This window comes from Kitasatospora sp. NPDC056651, from assembly GCF_042792155.1.
Classification (GTDB): Bacteria; Actinomycetota; Actinomycetes; order Streptomycetales; family Streptomycetaceae; genus Kitasatospora.
The window spans coordinates 45,544-65,705 of record NZ_JBHTWX010000023.1 but is presented as its reverse complement, the minus strand read 5'-3'; the positions used below and the strand labels follow the sequence as shown (position 1 = coordinate 65,705).

The 20,162-nt window shown below is 70.2% G+C and carries 14 protein-coding genes; 7 read left to right on the top strand and 7 right to left on the bottom strand.

Annotated features, from left to right (window positions below):
• Positions 1-51 precede the first annotated feature (51 nt).
• Together ACFRAR_RS12370 and ACFRAR_RS12365 are read right to left on the bottom strand one after the other, a co-directional pair.
• Complete coding sequence (locus tag ACFRAR_RS12370; protein WP_380697570.1) at positions 52-1,302, bottom strand: serine hydrolase domain-containing protein; 1,251 nt, start codon at positions 1,300-1,302, stop codon at positions 52-54.
• A gap of 157 nt (positions 1,303-1,459) precedes the next feature.
• A complete protein-coding gene (locus ACFRAR_RS12365) occupies positions 1,460-1,873 on the bottom strand; it encodes a carboxymuconolactone decarboxylase family protein (protein WP_380697598.1) in 414 nt (137 codons plus the stop codon).
• A gap of 170 nt (positions 1,874-2,043) precedes the next feature.
• On the opposite strand from ACFRAR_RS12365, the gene ACFRAR_RS12360 reads away from it, so the two are divergent.
• From ACFRAR_RS12360 to ACFRAR_RS12340, 5 genes are all read left to right on the top strand, one after another.
• Positions 2,044-3,006, top strand: a complete 963-nt coding sequence (locus ACFRAR_RS12360; RefSeq protein ID WP_380697568.1) for a pirin family protein — start codon at positions 2,044-2,046, stop codon at positions 3,004-3,006.
• 469 nt (positions 3,007-3,475) lie between these two features.
• On the top strand, positions 3,476-4,483 hold the full coding sequence (locus tag ACFRAR_RS12355) for a hypothetical protein (protein ID WP_380697567.1): 1,008 nt from the start codon (positions 3,476-3,478) through the stop codon (positions 4,481-4,483).
• A gap of 625 nt (positions 4,484-5,108) precedes the next feature.
• Positions 5,109-5,756, top strand: coding sequence for a nuclease-related domain-containing protein (locus tag ACFRAR_RS12350; protein ID WP_380697565.1), 648 nt, complete (start codon positions 5,109-5,111; stop codon positions 5,754-5,756).
• 267 nt (positions 5,757-6,023) lie between these two features.
• Positions 6,024-6,893 (top strand): hypothetical protein, encoded by an 870-nt coding sequence (locus ACFRAR_RS12345; protein WP_380697564.1) that lies wholly within the window; start codon positions 6,024-6,026, stop codon positions 6,891-6,893.
• Positions 6,894-6,956: 63 nt separating this feature from the next.
• A complete protein-coding gene (locus tag ACFRAR_RS12340) occupies positions 6,957-8,882 on the top strand; it encodes a DNA/RNA helicase domain-containing protein (RefSeq protein ID WP_380697562.1) in 1,926 nt (641 codons plus the stop codon).
• Between the two features lie 116 nt (positions 8,883-8,998).
• Here the strand turns inward: ACFRAR_RS12340 and ACFRAR_RS12335 are convergent, their stop codons facing one another.
• Both ACFRAR_RS12335 and ACFRAR_RS12330 read right to left on the bottom strand, forming a co-directional pair.
• Complete coding sequence (locus tag ACFRAR_RS12335) at positions 8,999-9,376, bottom strand: family 1 glycosylhydrolase (RefSeq protein ID WP_380697597.1); 378 nt, start codon at positions 9,374-9,376, stop codon at positions 8,999-9,001.
• Positions 9,358-9,534 carry a hypothetical protein gene (locus ACFRAR_RS12330; RefSeq protein WP_380697561.1) on the bottom strand — a complete coding sequence of 59 codons (177 nt, stop codon included), beginning with the start codon at positions 9,532-9,534 and terminating at the stop codon, positions 9,358-9,360. The genes ACFRAR_RS12335 and ACFRAR_RS12330 overlap by 19 nt, the downstream gene beginning before the upstream one ends.
• Positions 9,535-11,014: 1,480 nt before the next feature.
• Between ACFRAR_RS12330 and ACFRAR_RS12325 the strand changes: the two genes are divergently transcribed.
• Both ACFRAR_RS12325 and ACFRAR_RS12320 read left to right on the top strand, forming a co-directional pair.
• Positions 11,015-11,302 (top strand): hypothetical protein, encoded by a 288-nt coding sequence (locus tag ACFRAR_RS12325; protein WP_380697559.1) that lies wholly within the window; start codon positions 11,015-11,017, stop codon positions 11,300-11,302.
• Between the two features lie 2,000 nt (positions 11,303-13,302).
• Complete coding sequence (locus ACFRAR_RS12320) at positions 13,303-13,449, top strand: hypothetical protein (RefSeq protein ID WP_380697558.1); 147 nt, start codon at positions 13,303-13,305, stop codon at positions 13,447-13,449.
• Between the two features lie 1,039 nt (positions 13,450-14,488).
• Here ACFRAR_RS12320 and ACFRAR_RS12315 read toward each other — a convergent pair.
• From ACFRAR_RS12315 to csb2, 3 genes are read right to left on the bottom strand one after another with little or no spacing between them, the layout of a single operon-like run.
• Positions 14,489-15,598 carry a hypothetical protein gene (locus ACFRAR_RS12315; RefSeq protein WP_380697556.1) on the bottom strand — a complete coding sequence of 370 codons (1,110 nt, stop codon included), beginning with the start codon at positions 15,596-15,598 and terminating at the stop codon, positions 14,489-14,491.
• Between the two features lie 2 nt (positions 15,599-15,600).
• Positions 15,601-18,693 (bottom strand): type I-U CRISPR-associated helicase/endonuclease Cas3, encoded by a 3,093-nt coding sequence (cas3u, locus tag ACFRAR_RS12310; RefSeq protein ID WP_380697555.1) that lies wholly within the window; start codon positions 18,691-18,693, stop codon positions 15,601-15,603.
• Positions 18,690-20,162 carry a type I-U CRISPR-associated protein Csb2 gene (gene csb2, locus ACFRAR_RS12305; RefSeq protein ID WP_380697554.1) on the bottom strand — a complete coding sequence of 491 codons (1,473 nt, stop codon included), beginning with the start codon at positions 20,160-20,162 and terminating at the stop codon, positions 18,690-18,692. Before csb2 ends, cas3u begins: the two co-directional genes overlap by 4 nt.

The following is a 20,162-nucleotide window of genomic DNA, read 5'->3' as shown; positions in this document are numbered from 1 at the left end:
CCCGGCGCCGGCCGACCGCCGGAAGGGCCGGGACGGCGCGGCGCCCTACGGTCAGCCGAGCTTCGCCGGCACGGCCTCCGGACCCCGCGCACCCGCGGACCTCGGACCGGTGCCGCAGAAGGCCTGTTCCAGGAAGTCGACCTCCGCCATCAGCTCGGCGTTCACCTGCGTGTCGTCGCCACGCGCCGTCACGGACAGCGACACCTGCCGGTCGTTCGCGGCCGTGGTCCACGCCTGGGTGCTGTACCCGGGCATCGAGCCGTTGTGCCCGTAGATCGGACCGCAGGAGAGCTGCCAGCGGGCCAGCCCGAGCCCGTAACCGAACGTGTCCGCCAGCCCCTCGATCTTCATCGGGATGGTCGTGGTCATCTCGTTCAGCAGGGTCGGCGGCAGCAGCCGCCCGCCCAGCAGGGCCTTGTCGAAACGGTTCAGGTCGGCCGTCGTGGAGATCAGCGAGCCGGCCGAATTCGCCCAGGTGGTGCTCTCCAGCGTCACGTCCCGCTCGCTCCGGCCGTCCGGGGCGGAGCTCCCGGGCACCATCCAGTAGCCGTGCCCGTGTGGACCCCGGATGCCGGTGGCCGCGCCCGGGAAGTAGGTGTCGTCCAGCCCGAGCGGTCGCAGGACGCGCGCGGTGATCTCCTGGGCGTAGCCGTGCCCGGTGACCTTCTCGACGATCATGCCGAGCAGGGTGAAGTTCACGTTGGAGTAGCTGTACGCGCTTCCCGGCGGGAAGTTGGGCGCGTGGGCGACCGAGGAGGCCACCACCTGGGCCGGGGTGATGGGCCTGGTGAGACCGCCCCGGTCCAGCCAGTCGCGGGTGACCGCCGGGTCCGTCCAGTCGGGGAAGACCCCGCCCTTCTCGTTGGTGGAGTCCCAGAGGCCGGAGGTGTGGTTGAGCAGGTGGCGGACGGTGATGTGGCCGCCGTTCGGGACGAGCCCGGGCAGGTAGCGCTCGACCGGGTCGTCCAGGCCCAGCCGCCCCTCGCCGACCAGCTGGAGCACGGTGGTGGCGGTGAACATCTTGGTGACGCTGCCGGCCCGGAACCGCCCGTCCGCGCGGATCGGGGCGCCGGTGGCCAGGTCGGAGACCCCGGAGGCCCCGCGCCAGGTCCCGTTCCCGTCCCTGATCTCCGCGATCGCCCCGGCCGCGCCGGCGCCGGTCACCGCCCGCAGCGCCACCGCCCTCGGGTCTCCGGTGCCCGGCCGCGCGTCGGCGGCCTCGGCGGCGCCCGCCGCGACCACCGGCCCGGCCAGAGCCAGACAGACCGTACCCACCAGCATGGAAAGCGTGTGACGTGCCATGCGACCCCACCTTCGCCGTCGGCGAGCAGTTCCTCGCCCTCGATGCCCAGCCTCGCCGCCGGGTTGACGGCCCGTCATCCTCCGCCGGGAGGAACCGGTCGTACACCCGCGAACGGAGGGCATCCACCGGAAGGTGGAGGCCCTCCGACCCGCTCGGCTACCGGACCGCGGCCGGGCGGACCGGGTGCTTGCTCAGGATGGACACCCGGTTGAACGCGTTGATGGCGATCGCGACCCAGACCACCGCGGAGATCTCCGCCTCGTCGAACACCTCGCGCGCAACACCGTACGCGGCCTCCTGGAGCGCCGCATCCGCCGGAGCCGTGGTCGCCTCGGCCAGCCCGAGCGCGGCGCGCTCGCGGTCGCTGAACACCTCGGTGTCACGCCAGGCCGGGAGAACGCCCAGCCGCTGGGTGGTCTCGCCCTCGCGGATCGCGGCCCTGGTGTGCACGTGGAGGCAGTAGGCGCAGCCGTTGATCTGCGACACCCGGAGGTTGACCAGCTCCACCAGACGGCGGTCCAGCCCGGCCTCGGCCGCGACCTCGCGGGTCGCCTCGGCGGCGGCCAGCATCGCCCGGTACGCCTGGGGGCTCTGCTTGTCGATGAACACCCGCTGGTCCGTCGGGACCACCGTCACATCACTCACCTGGACTCCTTAGGCTGGTCGCGCTGTCATCCGTCACTCTGCCATGCCATGATAGTTGAATATAGAACTAACTGCACCTGGGAGGGACCCCACCCGTGAGCACCGCCGACACCGACCTCGCCACCACCCCCACCGCCGACCCGCGCGTGGAGGTACTGCCCGCCCGGGACGTCCCGCTCGGCGGCCCGCGCGCGATGACCGTACGCCGCACCCTGCCCCAGCGCGCCCGCACCATGATCGGCGCCTGGTGCTTCGTCGACCACTACGGGCCCGACGACATCGCGAGCACCGGCGGCATGGACGTCGCCCCGCACCCCCACACCGGCCTGCAGACCGTGAGCTGGCTGTTCACCGGCGAGATCGAGCACCGCGACAGCCTCGGCGTGCACGCCTACGTCCGGCCGGGTGAGGTCAACCTGATGACCTCCGGCCACGGCATCGCCCACTCCGAGGTCTCCACCCCGGCCACCACCGTCCTGCACGGCGTCCAGCTCTGGGTCGCACTGCCCGAGGAGCACCGCCACACCGGGCGCGACTTCCACCACCACGTGCCCGCCCCGATCGCCCTCGACGGCGGCGGCGAGGCCCGGGTCTTCCTCGGCACCCTCGCCGGCGACACCTCCCCCGTCCCCACCTTCACCCCGCTGCTCGGCGCCGAACTCGTCCTGCGCCCGAACGCCACCGTCACCCTCGCCGTCGACCCCGCCTTCGAACACGGCCTGCTCGTCGACACCGGCGAGGTCCACTTCGCCGGCACCCCCCTGCGCCGCGCCGAACTCGGCTACCTCGCCCCCGGCCACAGCACCCTCACCCTCACCAACACCACCGGAGCCGATGCCAGGCTGGTGCTGCTCGGCGGCACGCCCTTCGAGGAGCGGATCGTCATGTGGTGGAACTTCATCGGGCGCTCTCACGAAGACATTACCCGAGCCCGCGAGGAGTGGATGAGCTCCGCGAACCCCGACCGCTTCGGCGAGGTCCAGGGCTACCCGGGCGACCGTCTGCCCGCCCCAGAGCTCCCCAGGATCCCCCTGAAGCCGCGCGGAAACATGCGCTGACCTGCGTGTTAGGAGATCGGGGGCGCGGTGGCCCGGGCCACCGCGCCCCCGGCCCAAAGCCCCCATGCGCCCACCTCGAAGTGCCCCCGTCGGCACGCGCTTCCGCACTCGGCGCATGACACGGTTCGACCATCCGCGACAGCCTCTGACAGGACCGATGCTGACTCAATGCTGAGTTTGCTGATGGTCCATCAGAAGCGACCGGGGCACTCACGGAGCCCCGGAAGTCATCGTCGGGTTCCGCCACGAGAACCGGCGGATGACCTGGCGTGGCCCCCTCGCTGGTTGCCGAGGGACGGTCACCACCGGAGCGGCGCGGGCCGGAGAAGACAGCCACCATGCCGCCCGTTGCCCTCATCGACGATCTTGCTTCAAGCCAGTTATTAAACCGGGCCCTGTGAGACATTCCCAGCCCTCTCTGCCGGCAAGAGCACACCGAGCCGCCCCGACCCGGCGCTAGGGTGACCTCATGGCGGACGCCCCGACGACAGCAGCACCCTCGGTCGAGGCCCTGGACGCCCTCACCGAGCGCGCCTGCCGACCTCCCACTGGCATCTCCCGGGCAAAGCAACTGCGCTGGGTCGCCGGCGAACTGCGCACCGCCCTGGAGCGGGGCGCACTCGCGCCCACGGCCGCCGGCACACTCACCCTGCTCCTCGCGCCGGACACGCTCGCCGACTACCTCACAGCCGCCGAGCGGGGCCTGCTGCGGCGCAAGCCCGCCGCACGACCGGACCAGGCCTCACCCGCGTCCATGCGCGTCCGGGAGGACTGCCTCCGCATCCTCGGCGCCCTGGCCGGCACCCCCGTCACGCTCCCGGACCGCAACCCGCCGCGGGGCGAACTCCGGCCCGTGGTCGCCGCCCGCCCGCGCAGCATCCTCCTCGGCCACCTGGAACACTCGGCCCGACCCGGCCGGTCCGAGGCCCGCAGCCGGATCCTCGCGATCATCGGCACCGTGCTGGACACCGGCTGCCGCGCCGGCGAACTCTGCGCCCTGCGCACGGACGACGTCGACCCGCACCACGGCACAATCCGCCTCACCCGCCTCCCCCAGCACCGCAACCCGCGCACCACACCCGCCACCATGACGGTCGGCCTGTCCGCCCCCACCCGGGCCGCGATGAGCCACTGGCTCACCGTCCGCAGCCACCTCGTCGCACGCGACACCACCCAACCCCTCGGCCCGGGCAACGAGACCACCGACGCCCTCTGGGTGAGCATCGCCCCCAGCGGCCACCCCCGCCCCGGCCTACCCCTGCACTTCCGCGGCCTGGCCCGCGCCTACGCCCGCGCGATCAACGACCTCAACACCGAGATGGCCGCAGAACCCGGCTGGCACCCCCTGCCCCGACGCATGGAACAACTACGCCGCGCCATCGACCTCGAACCGGCCGACCCCGACGGTGCGACCCTCCGCCGCACCCGCACACCTACCGGCGGCCCCGAAGCAACGGCAGGCGGGGCTGCCCAATGAACGGCCTTGTCCAGTAGTCGGTGGCAACGAAGCGTGGCAGGCGTCGTCGACAGGCCATGTGAAGTGCCACCGAGCCTGTGAGAACGGTTTTTCGGGGCTTTCGGCACTGATCGTCGGGAGTGTGACGGACGAGGGCGAGGTGGTCCGGGTGTCGACGCGGCTCTGGGACAGTCCGGTGCCGGGCCCCTTGCGCGGCACGGCGCCGAACCGCGTACACGGCTTCCACCAGCAGTCGGTGGCCGACGTGCGAGTTGACGCCCGGCGGGTGCTGATGTCCGTACAGGCTAGACGCCTGGTGAGCCCCGTGCTGGGATCCGGGCGGCAGACGTTCTGCGGACAAGCGGCGACTTCTTGGAGGCCGCGTCACCAGTCACCTCGCCCTTCACCCGGCATCGCGTCAGGCCGACGATCCACTGAGGCCTACACCGCGTGTCAGCCAATCTGACAGACTGCCAACGATCGTAACTCTACGGGACCAAATAGCGGGGAGCGCCCTATGAACAACCCAGCTGGCGACAGTGCGCTTCGCGAGGCCCGCAGGCTCCGGACTCCCAGAACGCGGACCGTCAGGGGCGAAGCAACCGTCAGACCCTGGACCGCGCCTCGGCTCGCAGCACTCATCGTTGTGGTCGGCTTCACGGTACTGCTTCACTACTACCTCCTGGCCGTCGCCCTGGCGCTGGCCGCCGCTGTCCTGGCGAGGAAGCGGCCGCACCGGAGCGTCGGACCCAACCGCACCGAACGCATCCCGCCAACCACGGATGACCTTGCGAAGGCCAGGCGACTCGAGCAGGGCGCCGTGGGTGAGAAGACCACCGCCGAACTTCTAGCGCCGCTGGCCCAGGAAGGCTGGCACCTCCTGCACGACCGTGGCATCCCCGGAGCGACCGCCAACCTCGACCACATCGCCATCGGCCCGAAGAACCAGCTTGTTGTCATCGACTCGAAGAACTGGACGCCAGTGCCCGGCGCAGAGGTCCGCCTACTGACCGATGGTCGCCTGCTGTATGGGCGCAACGACCGGACCGCGCAGATCAAGACGTTCCTCTGGGAGTTGAAATTCGTTCGGGAGGACCTTCCGGTGACTCCGAAGGCAATCATGGTGATCCATGGACCGTCCGTGCGCCGTGGCCGCCTCCCTCTGCCCAATCTCCATATCGTCGGCGCCGACGAGCTGCTGAATGCGGTTCGCACTGCCCAGAGCACCGGCAAGCCGGATCTGCTGCAGCACTGCCTGACCAGGTTCAGGCCCTATCGAGAACAGGAACAGTAGATCGCCCGAGCAGTATCGGCCCATCGATAAGGCTCATGCCTGTGAGCCGTCGGACCAACCGCGGATACGCTCGCAACGCACGTGGCGTGATGCCAGTGATGGCCGGACCTTCTCCTGGCCGCCCCCGGAACGGCCGGCTGTCGGTGGCGTGGTGTAGATGTTGGGGGTCTCAGTCACCTCGGCTGCGCACCCGGGTGTGCCCGGCAGCCAGGCGGGGGTGGCGTCACAGAACTCCGTTCCGGAGTCGCATCGTGAAGGAGGCCGGCAGTGCCCACTGCCCTGGTCTACGTGCCCGCGCCCTCGCAGGCTAACCTGAAGATCGGGATCGAGCGCTCCCTGTGGGGGTGGCGCGCCGAGACCGTCGCCCGGGGCCGCACTGAAGAAGTCCTGGCCGACCTGAACACCGGGGACTTCCTCCTGCTGGGCCACCGCGGCCCCAACGCCCGGGTCGCACCCGGCGGCTGGGCCCACGCCTCGCTGAAGCAGCTGGTGGTGGCCCGGATCACCGGCGAGGCCTTCATCGACACCGAGCCGGTCTGGCCCGACGACACCTACCCGCACCGCATACGGCTGGACGTTCTCGACATCAGGGCGGACGCCGACGGCTCGGTGCTCGGTGAACAGGCCATGGAAGCCCTGCGCCTGTCGGCCAACAAGCAGGGCGCACCCGTCCTGCAGGACCTCAGCGCGATCGACAACGTCATCAACGCCCCGGCCCCGGACGACGCCCCCGACACAGGCGACTCCGGCGTGGGCGCACCGGACCGGTTCCTCGACATCGACGGCGCACTCGACCAGCGCACCCTGACCCTGGTCCGCCGCGAGCAGCAGCGGCTGCGGCGGGCCAAGTTCGGGACCGCCGAACGCATCACCTGCGCACTGTGCGGCACCTCGCTGCCCGGCCGCGTCGTGCACACCGCGCACATCAAGCGGCGCCGCGACTGCGACATCTACGAGCGCCGCCACCTGGCCAACGTGATGGGCGCCTGTGTACTGGGCTGCGACACGCTGTTCGAGCACGGCTACCTGTACGTCTCGGAGCAGGGACTCGTCACCCCGACCACGAGTGCCCTCGACGATCCCGGCCTGCGGCCTGCGGCCGGCGCTCACCGCGCTCGACGGACGGCACTGCACTGAGTTCACCGAGGAGAGCCGGCCCTACTTCGCCTGGCACCGCGAGAACATCGCGCTGGTGACGGAATGACCGCCACCAGCGGGCAGTTGCCCGCAACCGGCAGCTGGGGCGGCACGACGGACGCTGCCACCGACCCCTGGGTGTGGGCCGGCCGGGTCGCGGACCTGGCCGACCTCGTCCAGCAGCCGTCATTCGTCGAGAGCTGCGTGCGCCGCCACGAGGCCCGCGACCGCCGAACGGTCGGCAAGTCCGAGCAGCGCAGCTGGGAACGCAGCTGGCCGTACCTCGCCGACGCACTCGTCCGCGCCGGGCTGGGCCACCTGCACATTTACCTCGAGTACACGACTCCGGGCGGCGCCAACCGCTTCGACGCACTCCTCCTCGGCCGCACCGAGGAGGGCCTCCCGGCGCTCGTCGTCGTGGAACTGAAGCAATGGACCCGCTTCACCGTCCTCTCCGGCACGCAGGTGCAGCTCCCGGACGGAGGCGAACCCACTCATCCGGTCGTCCAGGTCGCCGGCTACACCGCCTTCCTCCACCAGTGGTTCACCGAGGGTGACATCGGGGTCGAGGTACGCGGCCTGGTCTACCTGCACAACGCGACCGCCGAACAGGCCCAGCCGCTCCGCCAGCACCACGGCACCGGCTCCTGGAGCGGCATCCCGGTGCTGTGTCACGACGACCTGGCGCCGGACGTCGACGGACGCAAACTGGCACAGCGCCTACTGGCAGCCGACCTGACCGAACCCACCGGCGGACACGTGCGGGCCTTCCAGACCATGCGCTGGACACCGTCACGCTCCCTGCTGGAAAGTGTCGGCGACCTGCTGCTCTCACCCCGGTCCCCCATCACACTGATCGGCGACCAGCAGGACGCGCTCCTGGACATCCAGCGGCTCGTCACCGCCGCGAAGACCCGGAGGACACGGCTGGTGGTGGCCGTCACGGGCGGCCCGGGGAGCGGCAAGACCATCATCGCGTCTCGGCTGATGGGGCACTACCTGCGCAACGACGCCGCCCTGCAGCCACGCTACGTCAGTCCGTCCGGCACGCTCGTCGCCCAGCTGCGCGAGGCCACCTCCGCCATTCGCGGCGCCCGGGACCTGTTCATGCTGCCCGGCGATGTCCCGGCCGCCGCCCTGAAGGGGTCCCGGATCACCATCCTGGACGAGGCGCAGCGCCTGCGTCGGCCGACCGACGGACGCGGGCTGGTCCAGCAGATCGTCGACCGCGTCCCCATCGTGATCATGTTCCTGGACGAACGACAGATCATCTCCCCCAACGAGGGGATCACGCTAAAAGAGATCGAGGAACTTGCCGCCACCAGTGGGGCGGACTTCCGGCGACACAGCCTGTCCGGCTGCTTCCGCACCAACTCCTCGGCTGCCTACATGGGTTGGGTCACCAACCTGCTCTACGGCACGCCGGCCCACTGGGACAGCGCGGACTACGACCTGCAGCTGAGCGCGGACCCCGAAGAACTCCAGGCGTGGATCGACCACCACACGGACCAGGGGCAACGCGCCCGCACCGCAGCCGGCTTCTGCTGGCCCTGGGCCCGTGACACCTCCCGTCTCCTCCTCGAGGTCGTCATCCCCTGGACGGACGCCAACAGCACCGAGCAGCTCTGGAAGGCACCCTGGAACGCGTTCCAGGAGATCCCCTCAGCGGCCGCCCCGCACCGCAACTTCTGGGCCACCGCCCCCGGCGGCCACCGGCAAGTCGGCTGCATCTACACCGCCCAAGGCCTGGAGTACTCCTACAGCGGGGTCATCATCGGCCCCGACCTCGTACGCCGCGACGGCGCCTGGCAACCGCGCCCCCACCACAGCCACGACCGAGTCATGCGAAACGTGCACCCCGACGACTACCTGCCCCTGACGCTGAATATCTACCACGTCCTACTCACCCGCGGAATCCACGCCACCCGGCTCTACTCCACCGACCCCGAAACCCACGCCTTCCTCAGCACCCTCATCACGCAGCCATAAGTGCCTCTCACACTCACCATTGCGTGGATGTCGCACTCCCGCCGCTGGCCATGCACATCAGGCCGTCGAACAGGCTGTCATTACAAGGAGACCGTAACTACCATTCGCGGCCTTTCTCAACTCTGCACTCTTGCAATGAAGTTACCGACCTCTACTTCGCGTTCCGCGCCCGGTGGGCAAGCGATGAGGTCTCGATACCAGCCGTACGAGACCTTCGGGGTGCGCCGCTGCGTCTCGAAGTCGACGTGATCGAGGCCAAACCTCTGACGGAACAGCCCCTCGGCCCATTCGAAGTTGTCGAGGAGGGACCAGGTGTAGTAGCCGCGGATGTCGATGCCTTCGGCGGCGGCCTGGGCGAGGGCATCGAGGTGGGCGGCCATGAAGTCGATGCGGGGCCGGTCGGACTCGGTGGCGGAACAGCCGTTCTCGGTGATGGTGACGGGCTGGAGGGCCTTGCCGTACAACTCGCGTAGGTTTATGAGGAGTTGGCGCAGAGCCTCGGGGACGACGGGCCAGCCAAAGGCGGCGTGGGGGCGTCGGGGATGTCGACGAGGTCGAAGGGGAGGCCTGGGGCGGTGGGGGCGGCGACGCGGGTGGGGTTGTAGAAGTTGAGGCCGGGGGTGTGGATGAGGTCGAGGTCGCCGTCGCGCACGGCGCCGAAGATGTCGTCGGGAACGCCGAGGGCGGAGAGGTCGGGGTAGCGGCCGAGCAGGACGGATTCGGTGAACAGGCGGTTGTGGAGGGCATCGTAGGCCTCGGAGGCGGCGGTGTCCTCGACCGAGGGGGAGGGGAAGTCAGGTAACCGGCGCCGTACCGGAACACCAGAGGGCCGTCGACCACGTCCGGAGACCCCACAACTGGTTTTCCAAAACCCGCTTGACCCCCAGTCGCCCGGCCATAGCCATCGCTGCACATCAGACGGTAGACAGCCCGCGCTGTTCGTTCGCCGAAGGGGCGTCTCAGACATGGCAGTAGACGACGAGTGGTCCTCGGCAAGTCCCCATCGATACCCCTGCCGCTACGATCCTCAGCCACGCTCCACAGGCAACCACATTCGGAAGCGTGGAACTCGGGATACTCATCTACAGGTCGCACTCGCCGATCTCGCTGTGATGGTGCCGCACCGGGATGGTGCAGAGCGACGGACATCGAGCGGGACGCGTCGATCACCGTCACATTACTGCGGTGGTGCCGCATCGAAGTGGTGCGGAGGAACGACGCCCTGCGAAGGGCAGTAGGTGTCCGCGATCTTGCTGCGATGGGTGCCGCACCGAAGTCGTGTAAGGAACGCGCCGTTCTGACGCGCCGCTTCGGTCAGTGCGTCGCTGCGATGGTGCGGAGCAATGGGAGGTCACACGACCGCCTTACCTGAGCGGCAGCTGCTGCGATGGTGCCGCACCGGGGCGGTGCAGAGCGACCCGTGATCTTCGTCAACCAGTACCAGGCCGGCGTCGGGCTACGATGGTGCCGCACTGGAAAGGTGCGGAGCGACGCCCAGTGAGCCGGCGAGTCCGGGTTGATGGTGCAGCTGCGATGGTGCGCGCCGGACTTGCGTAAAGGCCCACCATGGAGACGTACCTGGCCGAGGCGACGCTGGAGCCGTGATGGTGCTGCAGCCCAGGGCAAGGCGAAGGGAGCCAACTCGTTCGGCCTGCGGCGATGCTGCCGCACTGGAAAGGCGCAGAGAGGCCGGGCCCCAATCCGCTGCTCAACGTCGCATGCGATGAGGTGCTCCAATGGTGCCACACCGGAACGGTGCGGAGTGACAACCCAATGGGCCGGGCTGTCGGGGTTGGTGGTGGCGCTACGATGGCGCCGCACTAGGACGGTGCAGAGCAAAAGCGGTTGAGTTGCTGGCCCGGAACCGCAGGCAAAGGCATCCTGCTGCACCGGCGTCGTCAGCTGGCTGCGATGGTGCCGCACCGGGAGGGTGCGGAGCGGAGCGACGAGGCGATCAACCCGCTCATCCGTGCTCTGTACGAGCTGCGATGGTGCCGCACCAGGAGGCTGCGGAGCGACCAAGATCCGGACGCATGCGCGGCCTGCGCGGACGTGCTGCGATGGTGCCGCACCAGAACGGTTCGGAGCGACATAGCGGTCTGCGTTGCCGAGGCGGTCGCAAGGTTGCTGCGATGGTGCCGCACCACCCAGGTGCGGGGCGACTCGTCGCCGAGGAGTTCGTGCCGCTGCGTCTCAAAATCGCTGCGATGGTGCCGCGCCGGGAGGGTGCGAGCAAGCGCTTCAAGAACGCGCCCAGCCCCCACCGCCTGATGCTGCGATGGTGCCGCACCGGGGTGACGGAGAAACCGGGGGGTGCGCCGCTGGACTTCTACGATTTCAAGTCAGACCTGCGATGGTGCCGCTCCAGGATGGTGCTTATGCGGCGCGGGACAGCGGCGGTCAGCATCACGCAGCTGTGATGGTGCCTCAACGGGAAGGCACGGAAAGACAACCATGGCGGTCACCCGGAGCCTGCGCGTCTCCAAGCTGGGATAGTGCCGGACCGAAATGGCGCAGAGCAACCTCGACTACAAACTCGACAGGCAGATCCTCAACGGCCTGCGATGGTGCCGCACCGGGATACTGTGGAGCGGCTGGGCGGGTCGCGCGGGTCGTAAGTGTGCCATTCGCTGCGATGATGCCGCACCGATGAAGTGTGGTGGAAGCGGATGGTTTCGCCAGTGTGGGGGTACGCCAGAATCGCTGCGATGGTGCCGCGCCCGGACCGGGCCGGAGCGACCCTGAAGGCTGGCAGCGAGGACCGCTACCGCTACCTGCTTCGATGGTGCCGCACCGGAAGGGTACGGAGGGACTTCAATCTCTCTACCAAGAGTACGGACTACTTCGTGCTGCGATGGTGCCGCATCGGGAAGGTGCAGAGCGACGTGGTTCCGACAGCCAGCCAGAGGCTGCCGGTGACGCTGCGATGCTGCCACACCAGGAGGATGCGGAACGACGCCAGGCCAGCCGCCCTCAGCGCCCTGGCAGATGCTGCAATGGTGGCACACTGGGATGGTGCGGAGCGACCCGGTACAACACGCCGCGCCAGCAGCCGGAGTACTGGCTGCGATGGTGCCGCACCCGGATGGTGCGGAGCGACTCCGGGGCGCGCGGTTGACGTTCTGTTCGGAAACGGAGCTGCGATGGTGCCGCGCCGGGAGGGTGCGGAGCGGCATGCGTGGACGCAGCCCAACGCCACCGATCTCAAGGGGCTGCGATGGTGCCGCACCGAGGTAGTGCAAAGTGACCGGAGCCAAGCACGTCAGGCCAGGCCGCTGCGGCGTTGCTCTGATAATGCCGCACTGAGGTGGTTGCGGAGCGACGGCGAGTAGGGTTTCGGCCAGCCGGTCGGGCTCGGGCTGCGACAGTGCCGTGCCGGGATAGCGCGGAGGGACCGGTGCAACGGGCGCGGCGGTCGGCAGCGTGGACATAACTGTGCTAGTGCCGCACTGGGATGGCGCGGAGGGAGGCGGTAGCCGACGGTGGTGGCCGGGTTGTCGCGGTCGGCGCTGCGATGGTGCCGCACCGGGCTGGTGCGGAGCGACCTTAATGCGGTCGAGCTGGATCGGGGTGCCCACGCCACTGCGATGGTGCCGCACCAGAGAGGTGCAGAGGCACCCGGGTTCGGCTCCCCAACCGGCTTCAAGGAGTGGCCGCTGCGACGGTACCGCACCGGGACGCTGCGGAGAGACATGATCAATCCACCCTGACGGTTCGGCGCGTCGAACCTGCGATGGTGCCGCGCCAGTATGGCGCGGAGCGGCCGGGATGTAGCCGGCGTGAAAGCCATGCAGGACGCGGTGCTGCGATGGTGCCGCACCGGGAGAATGCGGAGCGACTCGTGGCGGCGCTGGCCGCGACCGGTGCCTCACCGAGATGGTGTGGGAGCGGCTGCTGGGTCCTTCGGCGCTGGGCCCCTACACGCCATGGCAGCGACGATGCCGCACGGGCATCGTGGCGGAGCGACGCGACGTCACGGTCGGCCAGGACGGGACGTTCAAGGTCCTGCGATGGTGCCGCACCGGGATGGTGCGGAGCGCCCCCTCCACCCAGGCACCTTCTTCGATGTCACAGGCCCTGCGATGGGGTCGCACCGAAGTGGTGCGGAGCGCACCTTGCCGCCGACACCGAGAATCCAGTCCGGCACGGTGCTGCGATGGTGCCCCACTGGCGAGGAACGGAGTAACTCGGCACCGCCTCCTTGCTTCAGCACGACGACCACGTTGTGATGATGCTGCACGTGAGATGCGGATGAACGCGGCAGAACAGGGCGACCGCGCAGAACGATGTCATGCTGCGATGGTGCCGTAACTGGACGCTGCGGAGCGGCCACCGGCGCCGCCTGTGATGGTGCCGCACCGAGACGGTGCGGAGCGACAGGCACCCTCGACCTTGAGTCGCACACGTATTCGCAGCTGCGATGGTGCCGCACCCGGATGGTGTGGAGCGGCCGACCGACGCGCTGGCGTACGGGCCGGGCCTGGACGCGCTGCGATGGTGCCGCGCCAGGACGGTGCGGAGGGCCGAGCAGGCCCAGAACGAAACCAAGCAGGCCATCCTGCTGTGATGGTGCCGCACCGGGAAGTTGCGGAGCGACATCCGCACCCTGATGACCCGGTCGACCAAGACCATGCCGCGATGGTGCCGCCCCGTAAGGGTGCGGAGCGACCCCAGCTGCCCGCGCAGCGCTGTAGGCAGCGAGTGGCTGGGATGGTGCTACACCGGGAGGGTGCGAAACGACGGGCCTCCGTGGTGCCGGACTCGTTCGCACGGATGATGGTGCTGCACCCGGAAAGTGCGGAGCGACACATGGCCGGCGAAGCGGCGGGCGCGCTGTGGGCGATGCTGCGATGGTGCCGCACCGGGAGGGTGCGGCGGAACCTCCAGGTCGAAGCCGGAGTTCGAGGGCCCGTACCAGCGGGGATGGTGCTGCCCCGGAATGGTGCGGAGCGACGACAGGGACTCTGGGTCGCGTGGGCTATAACGTGATGCTGCGATGGTGCAGCACCCGGGCGGTGCGGAGCGACCAACAGGGCGATCAGGCGGGACACGGTGAGCTCCGGGCTGTGATGGTGCCGCACCGGGACGGTGCGGAGCGACGATCCATCCGGCTAACTCAGGACCTCGTCCAGGACCCTGCGATGGTGCCCCACCGGGAGGGCGCGGGGCGGCGGTCAAGCTGGGTGGGCGGTGAACTGGCGCACGGGTGCTGCGATGGTGCCGCACCGGGAGGGTGCGGAGCGACGTCGCCGACGAAGTACCTTGCGCCGTTGGCCAGGCCGCTGCGATGGTGCCGCACCGGGACGGTGCGGAGCGACCTGCACGTACGCCTGGGACTGCGCCGTCGACGTCGCGCTGCGATGGTGCCGCACCGGGACGGTGCGGAGCGACAGCGTCTGAGCTGCTGGCTTGATGGTCCGACGAGTCGGCTGCCGCACCTGCCTGGGTATCTTTTAGGGCAATTCGGACTTGTTGCTTCGGTGTGGTGGGGTGTTTTCGTGTCCGCTTGTGATTCCGAAGACGCGTCCAGCCGGGATGCCGATTTCTGTGTTGGCGCTGTGGAGTTGTCAAGGATCGGGGATTGGTGGGGTGGTCGGACGTGGGGTTCAGGGCCAGAGGTGGCGGCTTGCTGCGAGGGGGCCGTTGGACTGTTTTAGGCCGGTTCGGGGTGCAGTGTAGAGGGCGGTGACGCCGAGGTTGGTCAGCATGCCGGCGTTGCGGTTGGTGTCGGGTTCGGTGGCGCGGACGGCAGGGTGTTCGAGGAGGACGGTCACGTCGGTGGTGGTGAGTGGTGGTGTCCAGGCGGGCCAACGTAGGGCACCACGGCTGTCGGTGGTGTCCCAGCTGGCGGCGGCTTGGGTGCGGCCGGTGGCGGTGAGGCGAAAGGTGGCGAGGGCGTGGAGGGCGAGCCAGGTGGGGCCGGGGGCTCCGCGTTGGTAGGCCTTGCCTTCGGAGTTGGTATGGGCGTCGCCGAGGGATCGGTGGTCGAAGTTGGCGGAGGCGTAGTCGGAGACGCGGCGCCAGCCGTCCAGGGCCGAGCGAATCTGCCGCGGGTCCTTGCGGCAGCCGAGGACGGCTTTCTGCATCAGGCCGGTGATGGTCATCTGGCCGGCGGCGGCGATCAGCGGGGTGACGGGGGTACGCCGCACCGTGACGGAGCCCGATTCCTCCGCGGGTCCCGGGTCGTTCTTGCCGGTCTTGGGTTTGGTGTCTTCGAAGCACATGACGTTGGTCAGGGAGGTGAACCAGCGGGCGTGGCGATCTCCCGTCTCCCGTTCGGACTGGGCGAGTTCGCGCAGCGTCTGGTGCGCGGTGTCGACGCGCATGCGCAGGGCTTCGTTGGGGGCGGTGGGGTCCTCGCGTGGTCGGGTCAGGAGTCCGGGGACGTGCGGGAAGGAGTCCCAGACTTCACCGCCCGTGCCGGCTGCGTCGGCGTCCTCGCCCTCTCCGTCCTCTGTCTCGGCGCTGTCCGCGGGCTCCCCGGTTGTGCGGGCCGTCGTGGCGGGCTTGGGCGGGAGGTGGGTGGTGAGGAGCTCGGTGAGGGTGTCGAGGGTGAGGGGTTGGTCGGTGGTGAGGACGGCTGCGCCGGCGGGGCCCTTCCAGTGGAGGTACGGCTCGGTGGGCAGGGTGGCGGTGGTGAGTTCGAGGATGCCGAGGGCGGCGAGGAAGCCGAGCGGGTCGTCGGAGCGCAGGGCGGGGAGTTCGAGCTGGTGCATGGTCAGTTGCCCTCTTCGGAGCAGGCGATGTCGGCGAGGCGCAGGATCGTCTCGAGGAGGGCCAGGCCCCAGAAGCCGTAGCGCCGGTTGAGGGCGCGGAAGCGGCGTGGGCCGATCCAGTCGGTGCCGATCACGGTGCTGGAGACGGTGATGGTGGTGTCGTCGGGCATGGTGCACTCGACGAGGACGGGCTCGGGGTCGGCGAATGCGGGCAGCAGCGGGCGGGCGTAGCCGTGGTGGGCGGCGACGAGGTGGGTGACGAGGTCGTAGTCGAGTCCTCGGGCGGTGGCGGGGTCGGTGGCGAGCCAGGTGTGGACGGCGGCGGCGCTGAGGGCTTCGTGGCGCAGGTCCTTGGACCAGCTGGCCAGGCGGGCGGCGCGTCGGCGGGTGGTGCGGTCGGCGGGGTCCATGCCGGACTTGGCGAGGGGTTCGGGCAGGGATTCGGCGAGGAGTCGGTCACCGGAGCAGAGCATGCACTGGAACCGCGGGTGGTCCTTACCACAGTCATGACTGGCCGCCGCGAGAACAATGGCGTCGACCAGGTCGTCGGGCAGCCCGATGGCCCGGGCGAAGTTGCGGGCGCGTTCGCCAACAGCCTGATGGTGGTGCTTGAGGGTGACGGCACGGGTGAGGCTGCTGCTGTCCGGGTCCTCGTCGTCCACGGCGATCCGGTAGCGGCCGGCGTCGGCGTGCCGGGGCGGGACGAGGACGATCCGCCCCAGACCACCGTGGTCGAGCAACACCACCCCGGCCGCGGCCGCTCGTCCGGTGCGCCACTCGGCGACCTCCAGCAGGGTCTCCAGGCGCCGGCATAGCGCCGGGGTGTGTCGGGCGGGGCCGTCGGCCGGGGTGTCGGTGGGCAGGGCGGCGAGCAGGCTGGTGATCGCGGCGTGGACCGCGTCAGTCGTGCTCAGGGTATCCGGGTCGTCGGGGTCTGCAGTGAGGTCGGTGAGGGCCTGCTTGATGATCGGGGTGAACTGCTCGGGGGCGGCACCGGTGGTGCTGGCCAGGACGGCAGGGTCGAGGCGCAGTGGGGTGCGGGTGTTGTCGGTGGGGTGGTCGCCGAGGTCGGGGACGGGGGTGTCGGGGTCGGCGGTCCAGCCGTAGGCGTCGTGGCCGCCGGCGGTGGTGGGCAGGACGAGGGTGGCGCCGGGCTTCAGGTCCCCGGTGGTGCGCGGGGTAGTCCAGGTGCCGTCGGTCTCGCGTTGGAGAATGGTCGTGCGCAGGCGGGTGGGTGGGTTGCGGGGTTCGGGGGTGGTGTCGGCGTCGGGGCCTTCGAGGTCGCTGGTGTCGGGGGTCGCGCGGGGTTGGGTGAGGAATCGGCGCACCGCGGCGAGGGGTAGGGCGAGGGTTTCGGCGGTGTGGACGGGGGTGGTGCGGATGTGTTCGGCGAGGGTCTCGGGGTCGGTGATATCGGTGGGGAGGTCGGCGCGCCAAAGGAGTTGGACTTCGGGCTGGCCGGTGTCGAGGCCGTGGAGGAAGGGGGCGGGGGATTCGTCGGGGACGGGGATGGGGCTGGTGCGGGCGAAGGCGCCCAGGCGCGTCTGCTCGACCGGGGGGATGTGTTCGCCGGCGCGGGTGAGCGGTGTGGTGTCGGTGCCGTCGAGAAGTTGGGGCAGGGTGGCGGGGTTGAGGACCAGGCCGTCCAGGAGGTGGGGGGTCAGCTCGGCAGGGTCCTGGGTGTCGTGGGTGGGGGTGTGCTGGGTGAGCCACTGCCAGGTGTGGGCGGCGGCCGGGCCGTAGACGGGGATGCGGTCGGGGTCCTCGGGTTTGTGGGCGCGGACGAGGATCGCGGGCACGGGTCCGAGTTCGCCGCGGCGGTCGAGACGCCCGAGGCGCTGGAGGATGGAGGCCCAGTCGCCGCATTCGCTGACCATCGCCCCGAAGGTGCAGTCGATCCCCACTTCGAGGGTCTGGGTGCTGACCACGACGAGGGGGCGTTCACGGTCCCGGCTGACACCGTCGAGGAGTTCGGCCAGCGGGCCGGTGACAAGCAGGTCGCGCTCCGCGGGCCGGCAGCGGCCGGTCAGCAGCAGCACGTCCACGTCGGTGCGCCGGGCCAGCGCTTCGTGGGCGGCGCGGGCGTGGCTGATGGTGTTGGCGATCAACGCGACCGCGGGCAGCCCCAGGACAGGCAGAACGGCGTCCAGCGCGGTCTCGGCCGCGAGGGCGAACGCCTCTGCGGGCTCCTTCGACCAGCCGCCGGCGTCCAGCAGCGTCACGTGGCGCTCGGCCGCGATCCGCCGCCCGGCGATCGGATGGGCGCGGTCGTCTTCACCGATGCCCAGGCGGGGCCGGCCGCCGGTGGCGCTGGTCGCCGACAGGCTCACCACCCGAAGCGCCCGCGCCGCCAACTCCCCTCGCACCGCCGTCTGCTGGTAGAGCGCGGTGTCGGCGGCGGTCGCCAGCAGAGCCTTCGACAGATGGGCCTCATCCAGAGCGAGGAGAGCGTCGTGCCCGGTCAGGGCGGCGTCGATCGGGGCGCGCTGCGGGGAGGTGTGGTAGCCGCGGAACAGCAGGCGGCTGCCGTACTGGTCCACGGTCGACGTCACCACCAGCGGCTGGGCCGGGCTGCGCACCCAGTTCGACTCCCAGCGGGTGCCGCCGCGCATCCGCACCACCTCCAGCGGCAACTCGCCGCCGCCGAGGTCACGCAGCGCGGCGGCGACCTTCGCCCGCACCGAACCGGCCGGCGCCTCGGCGAGCGCCGCCGCCAGCTCCGTGGAGTGCTGGTGGGCCTGGTCGACCACCAGGCGCCGGTCGACGCAGAAGAACAGCCGCAGCGGCACCGTCCGGTACTCGCGGCCCAGTTCCTGGTTCCGGTGGTGAGAGTGCTGCTGGGCGAGGAGGAAGAGCCAGATGTCGATGAACGTCGTCTTGCCCAGCGCGGTGGGAACATCGAGGTCGGGCCAGTCGGCCCCCTCGGCCACGGCGTTCAGGTAGGCGCTCTGCCAAGGGAACGGCGCCCAGCCATCGCACCCGTCGCACACCGCGGTCTCGGCCCCGCCGGGGCAGTGGGTGTGGTGGTGGAGCTCCCGGAAGAAGGCCGGGAACTCGGCCGTCTCGATCACCGGCAGCCGCTCGGTGCCCGTCACTGGTCGTCCTCCTGAAAGTCGGGCTCCGGGCGGCACAGGCCCAGGCCGAAGTTCTTCTTGCTGCCCAGCACCACCGGCCCCGTCACCGGGACCGGGAAGGTCAGGCGCACATGGCAGCTCGGCAGCGGCCTCTCCCCGTCCTTGCGGCGCACCGGGAACCCGTCCACGCCCCGGGCCCCGGGCACGAGCGCGCCGCGCGGGCTCACATGCACCTGCGTAGGTTCAGGGAGACCGGCCGCGGCGCAGCTGGCCGCGACCGAGTCCGCCCACGCGGCTTCCTCGTACTTCTTGGGGAAGCGGTCGAGGACCATCGGCAGCACCGTGGTCCACACCGTCGATGGCCCCTGCCACGTCCCCGGCTGGACGGTCTGCGGCCACTGATCGTGGTCAGCGGGACTGACCCGTACCAGGTCCAGCGGTTCCCCGTCCGCGAACGGGATCCACCGCAAGCCCCCGTCATTTCGAAGGAGGGCCGCGAGCAGGGCCTTGCGGTCCTGCCTGGGCATCTCGCGGGGCAGGGCGATGCCGAGTCCGCGGAGCATCCCGTCGGCGTGGTGGTGGCCGGCGAACGGCAGCGCGAGGTAGGCGACCGGCCTTGGGTCGTCCGGGCTGTTCTTGTGGCCGTGGACCGTGGTCATCGCCTCGACGTCGTGGCCCATCGCCTCCAGGGTGCCCATCACCATGCTCCGCAGCCGGCTGGTCAGCTCCAGCGTCCACCGCGGGTCCAGCGCCACGCCTGGGGCGAACGAGAACGTCAGCAGATCACCGAACGGACCCTCCGCCACCGCCGGTTCGTCCCGGTCGGTGTGGTCGGGGTCGAGGTAGTGGTGGGTGACCGCCTGGCTCCAGGACGGCCGCTGCTCCTCGAGCGCATCCTCCAGCCACGCCAGATAGCCGCGGTAGGGGATCCGGATCGGCCGCGATTCCTTCGGGTACTCCCCGCTGGCGGCAGGCCTCCAGCTCTGCCGCCACCCGTCCTTCTCACCGGGTTCGTCGGGGCCGCACCAGGCATCCAGCAGCCCGGCCCCGGTCGATCGCCCGAAGTACGGCACCCGGCTGGCCAGCTCCTTCAACACCGGGGCGAGCTCCTCCCCCGGCTCCGCAGCCCAGCTGAACACCATCCGCGCACCGGACAGCGTCTTCTGCGCCCACGCACGGGGAACGCCGCCGGCGGTGCGTCCCGGCAGCAGGCCGTGGGTCACCTTTCCCGGGTCCACGATGTTGGTCACCACCCACGCCGCGCGCGGGTGCTCCGCCTCCAAGGGCCTGGCCGGCACCGTGACCACGGGCGGATCCTGGGCCTCCAGCCAGGTCAGCGCCATCCGGTGCGCGGCATCGTCGAGGTCGGCGTGCGCGACCAGCGCGCAGAACAGGCGGGCCGGGTGGGGCGGCCACTCGGCCCGCTCTGCGTCCATGGCGGTCGCCTGGTAGAGCGGCTCCAGCAGCTCCACCGAGATGTGGAAGGGCAT

Bases quoted from the DNA above. Each gene is read 5' to 3' on its own strand.
- ACFRAR_RS12320 (WP_380697558.1), top strand. From the start codon at position 13,303: ATGGTGCCGCACCCGGATGGTGTGGAGCGGCCGACCGACGCGCTGGCG.
- ACFRAR_RS12355 (WP_380697567.1), top strand. From the start codon at position 3,476: ATGGCGGACGCCCCGACGACAGCAGCACCCTCGGTCGAGGCCCTGGAC.
- ACFRAR_RS12365 (WP_380697598.1), bottom strand. From the start codon at position 1,873: ATGCTGGCCGCCGCCGAGGCGACCCGCGAGGTCGCGGCCGAGGCCGGG.
- ACFRAR_RS12325 (WP_380697559.1), top strand. From the start codon at position 11,015: ATGGTGCCGCACCACCCAGGTGCGGGGCGACTCGTCGCCGAGGAGTTC.
- ACFRAR_RS12315 (WP_380697556.1), bottom strand. From the start codon at position 15,598: ATGCACCAGCTCGAACTCCCCGCCCTGCGCTCCGACGACCCGCTCGGC.
- ACFRAR_RS12370 (WP_380697570.1), bottom strand. From the start codon at position 1,302: ATGGCACGTCACACGCTTTCCATGCTGGTGGGTACGGTCTGTCTGGCT.
- ACFRAR_RS12340 (WP_380697562.1), top strand. From the start codon at position 6,957: ATGACCGCCACCAGCGGGCAGTTGCCCGCAACCGGCAGCTGGGGCGGC.
- csb2 (WP_380697554.1), bottom strand. From the start codon at position 20,162: ATGCCCTTCCACATCTCGGTGGAGCTGCTGGAGCCGCTCTACCAGGCG.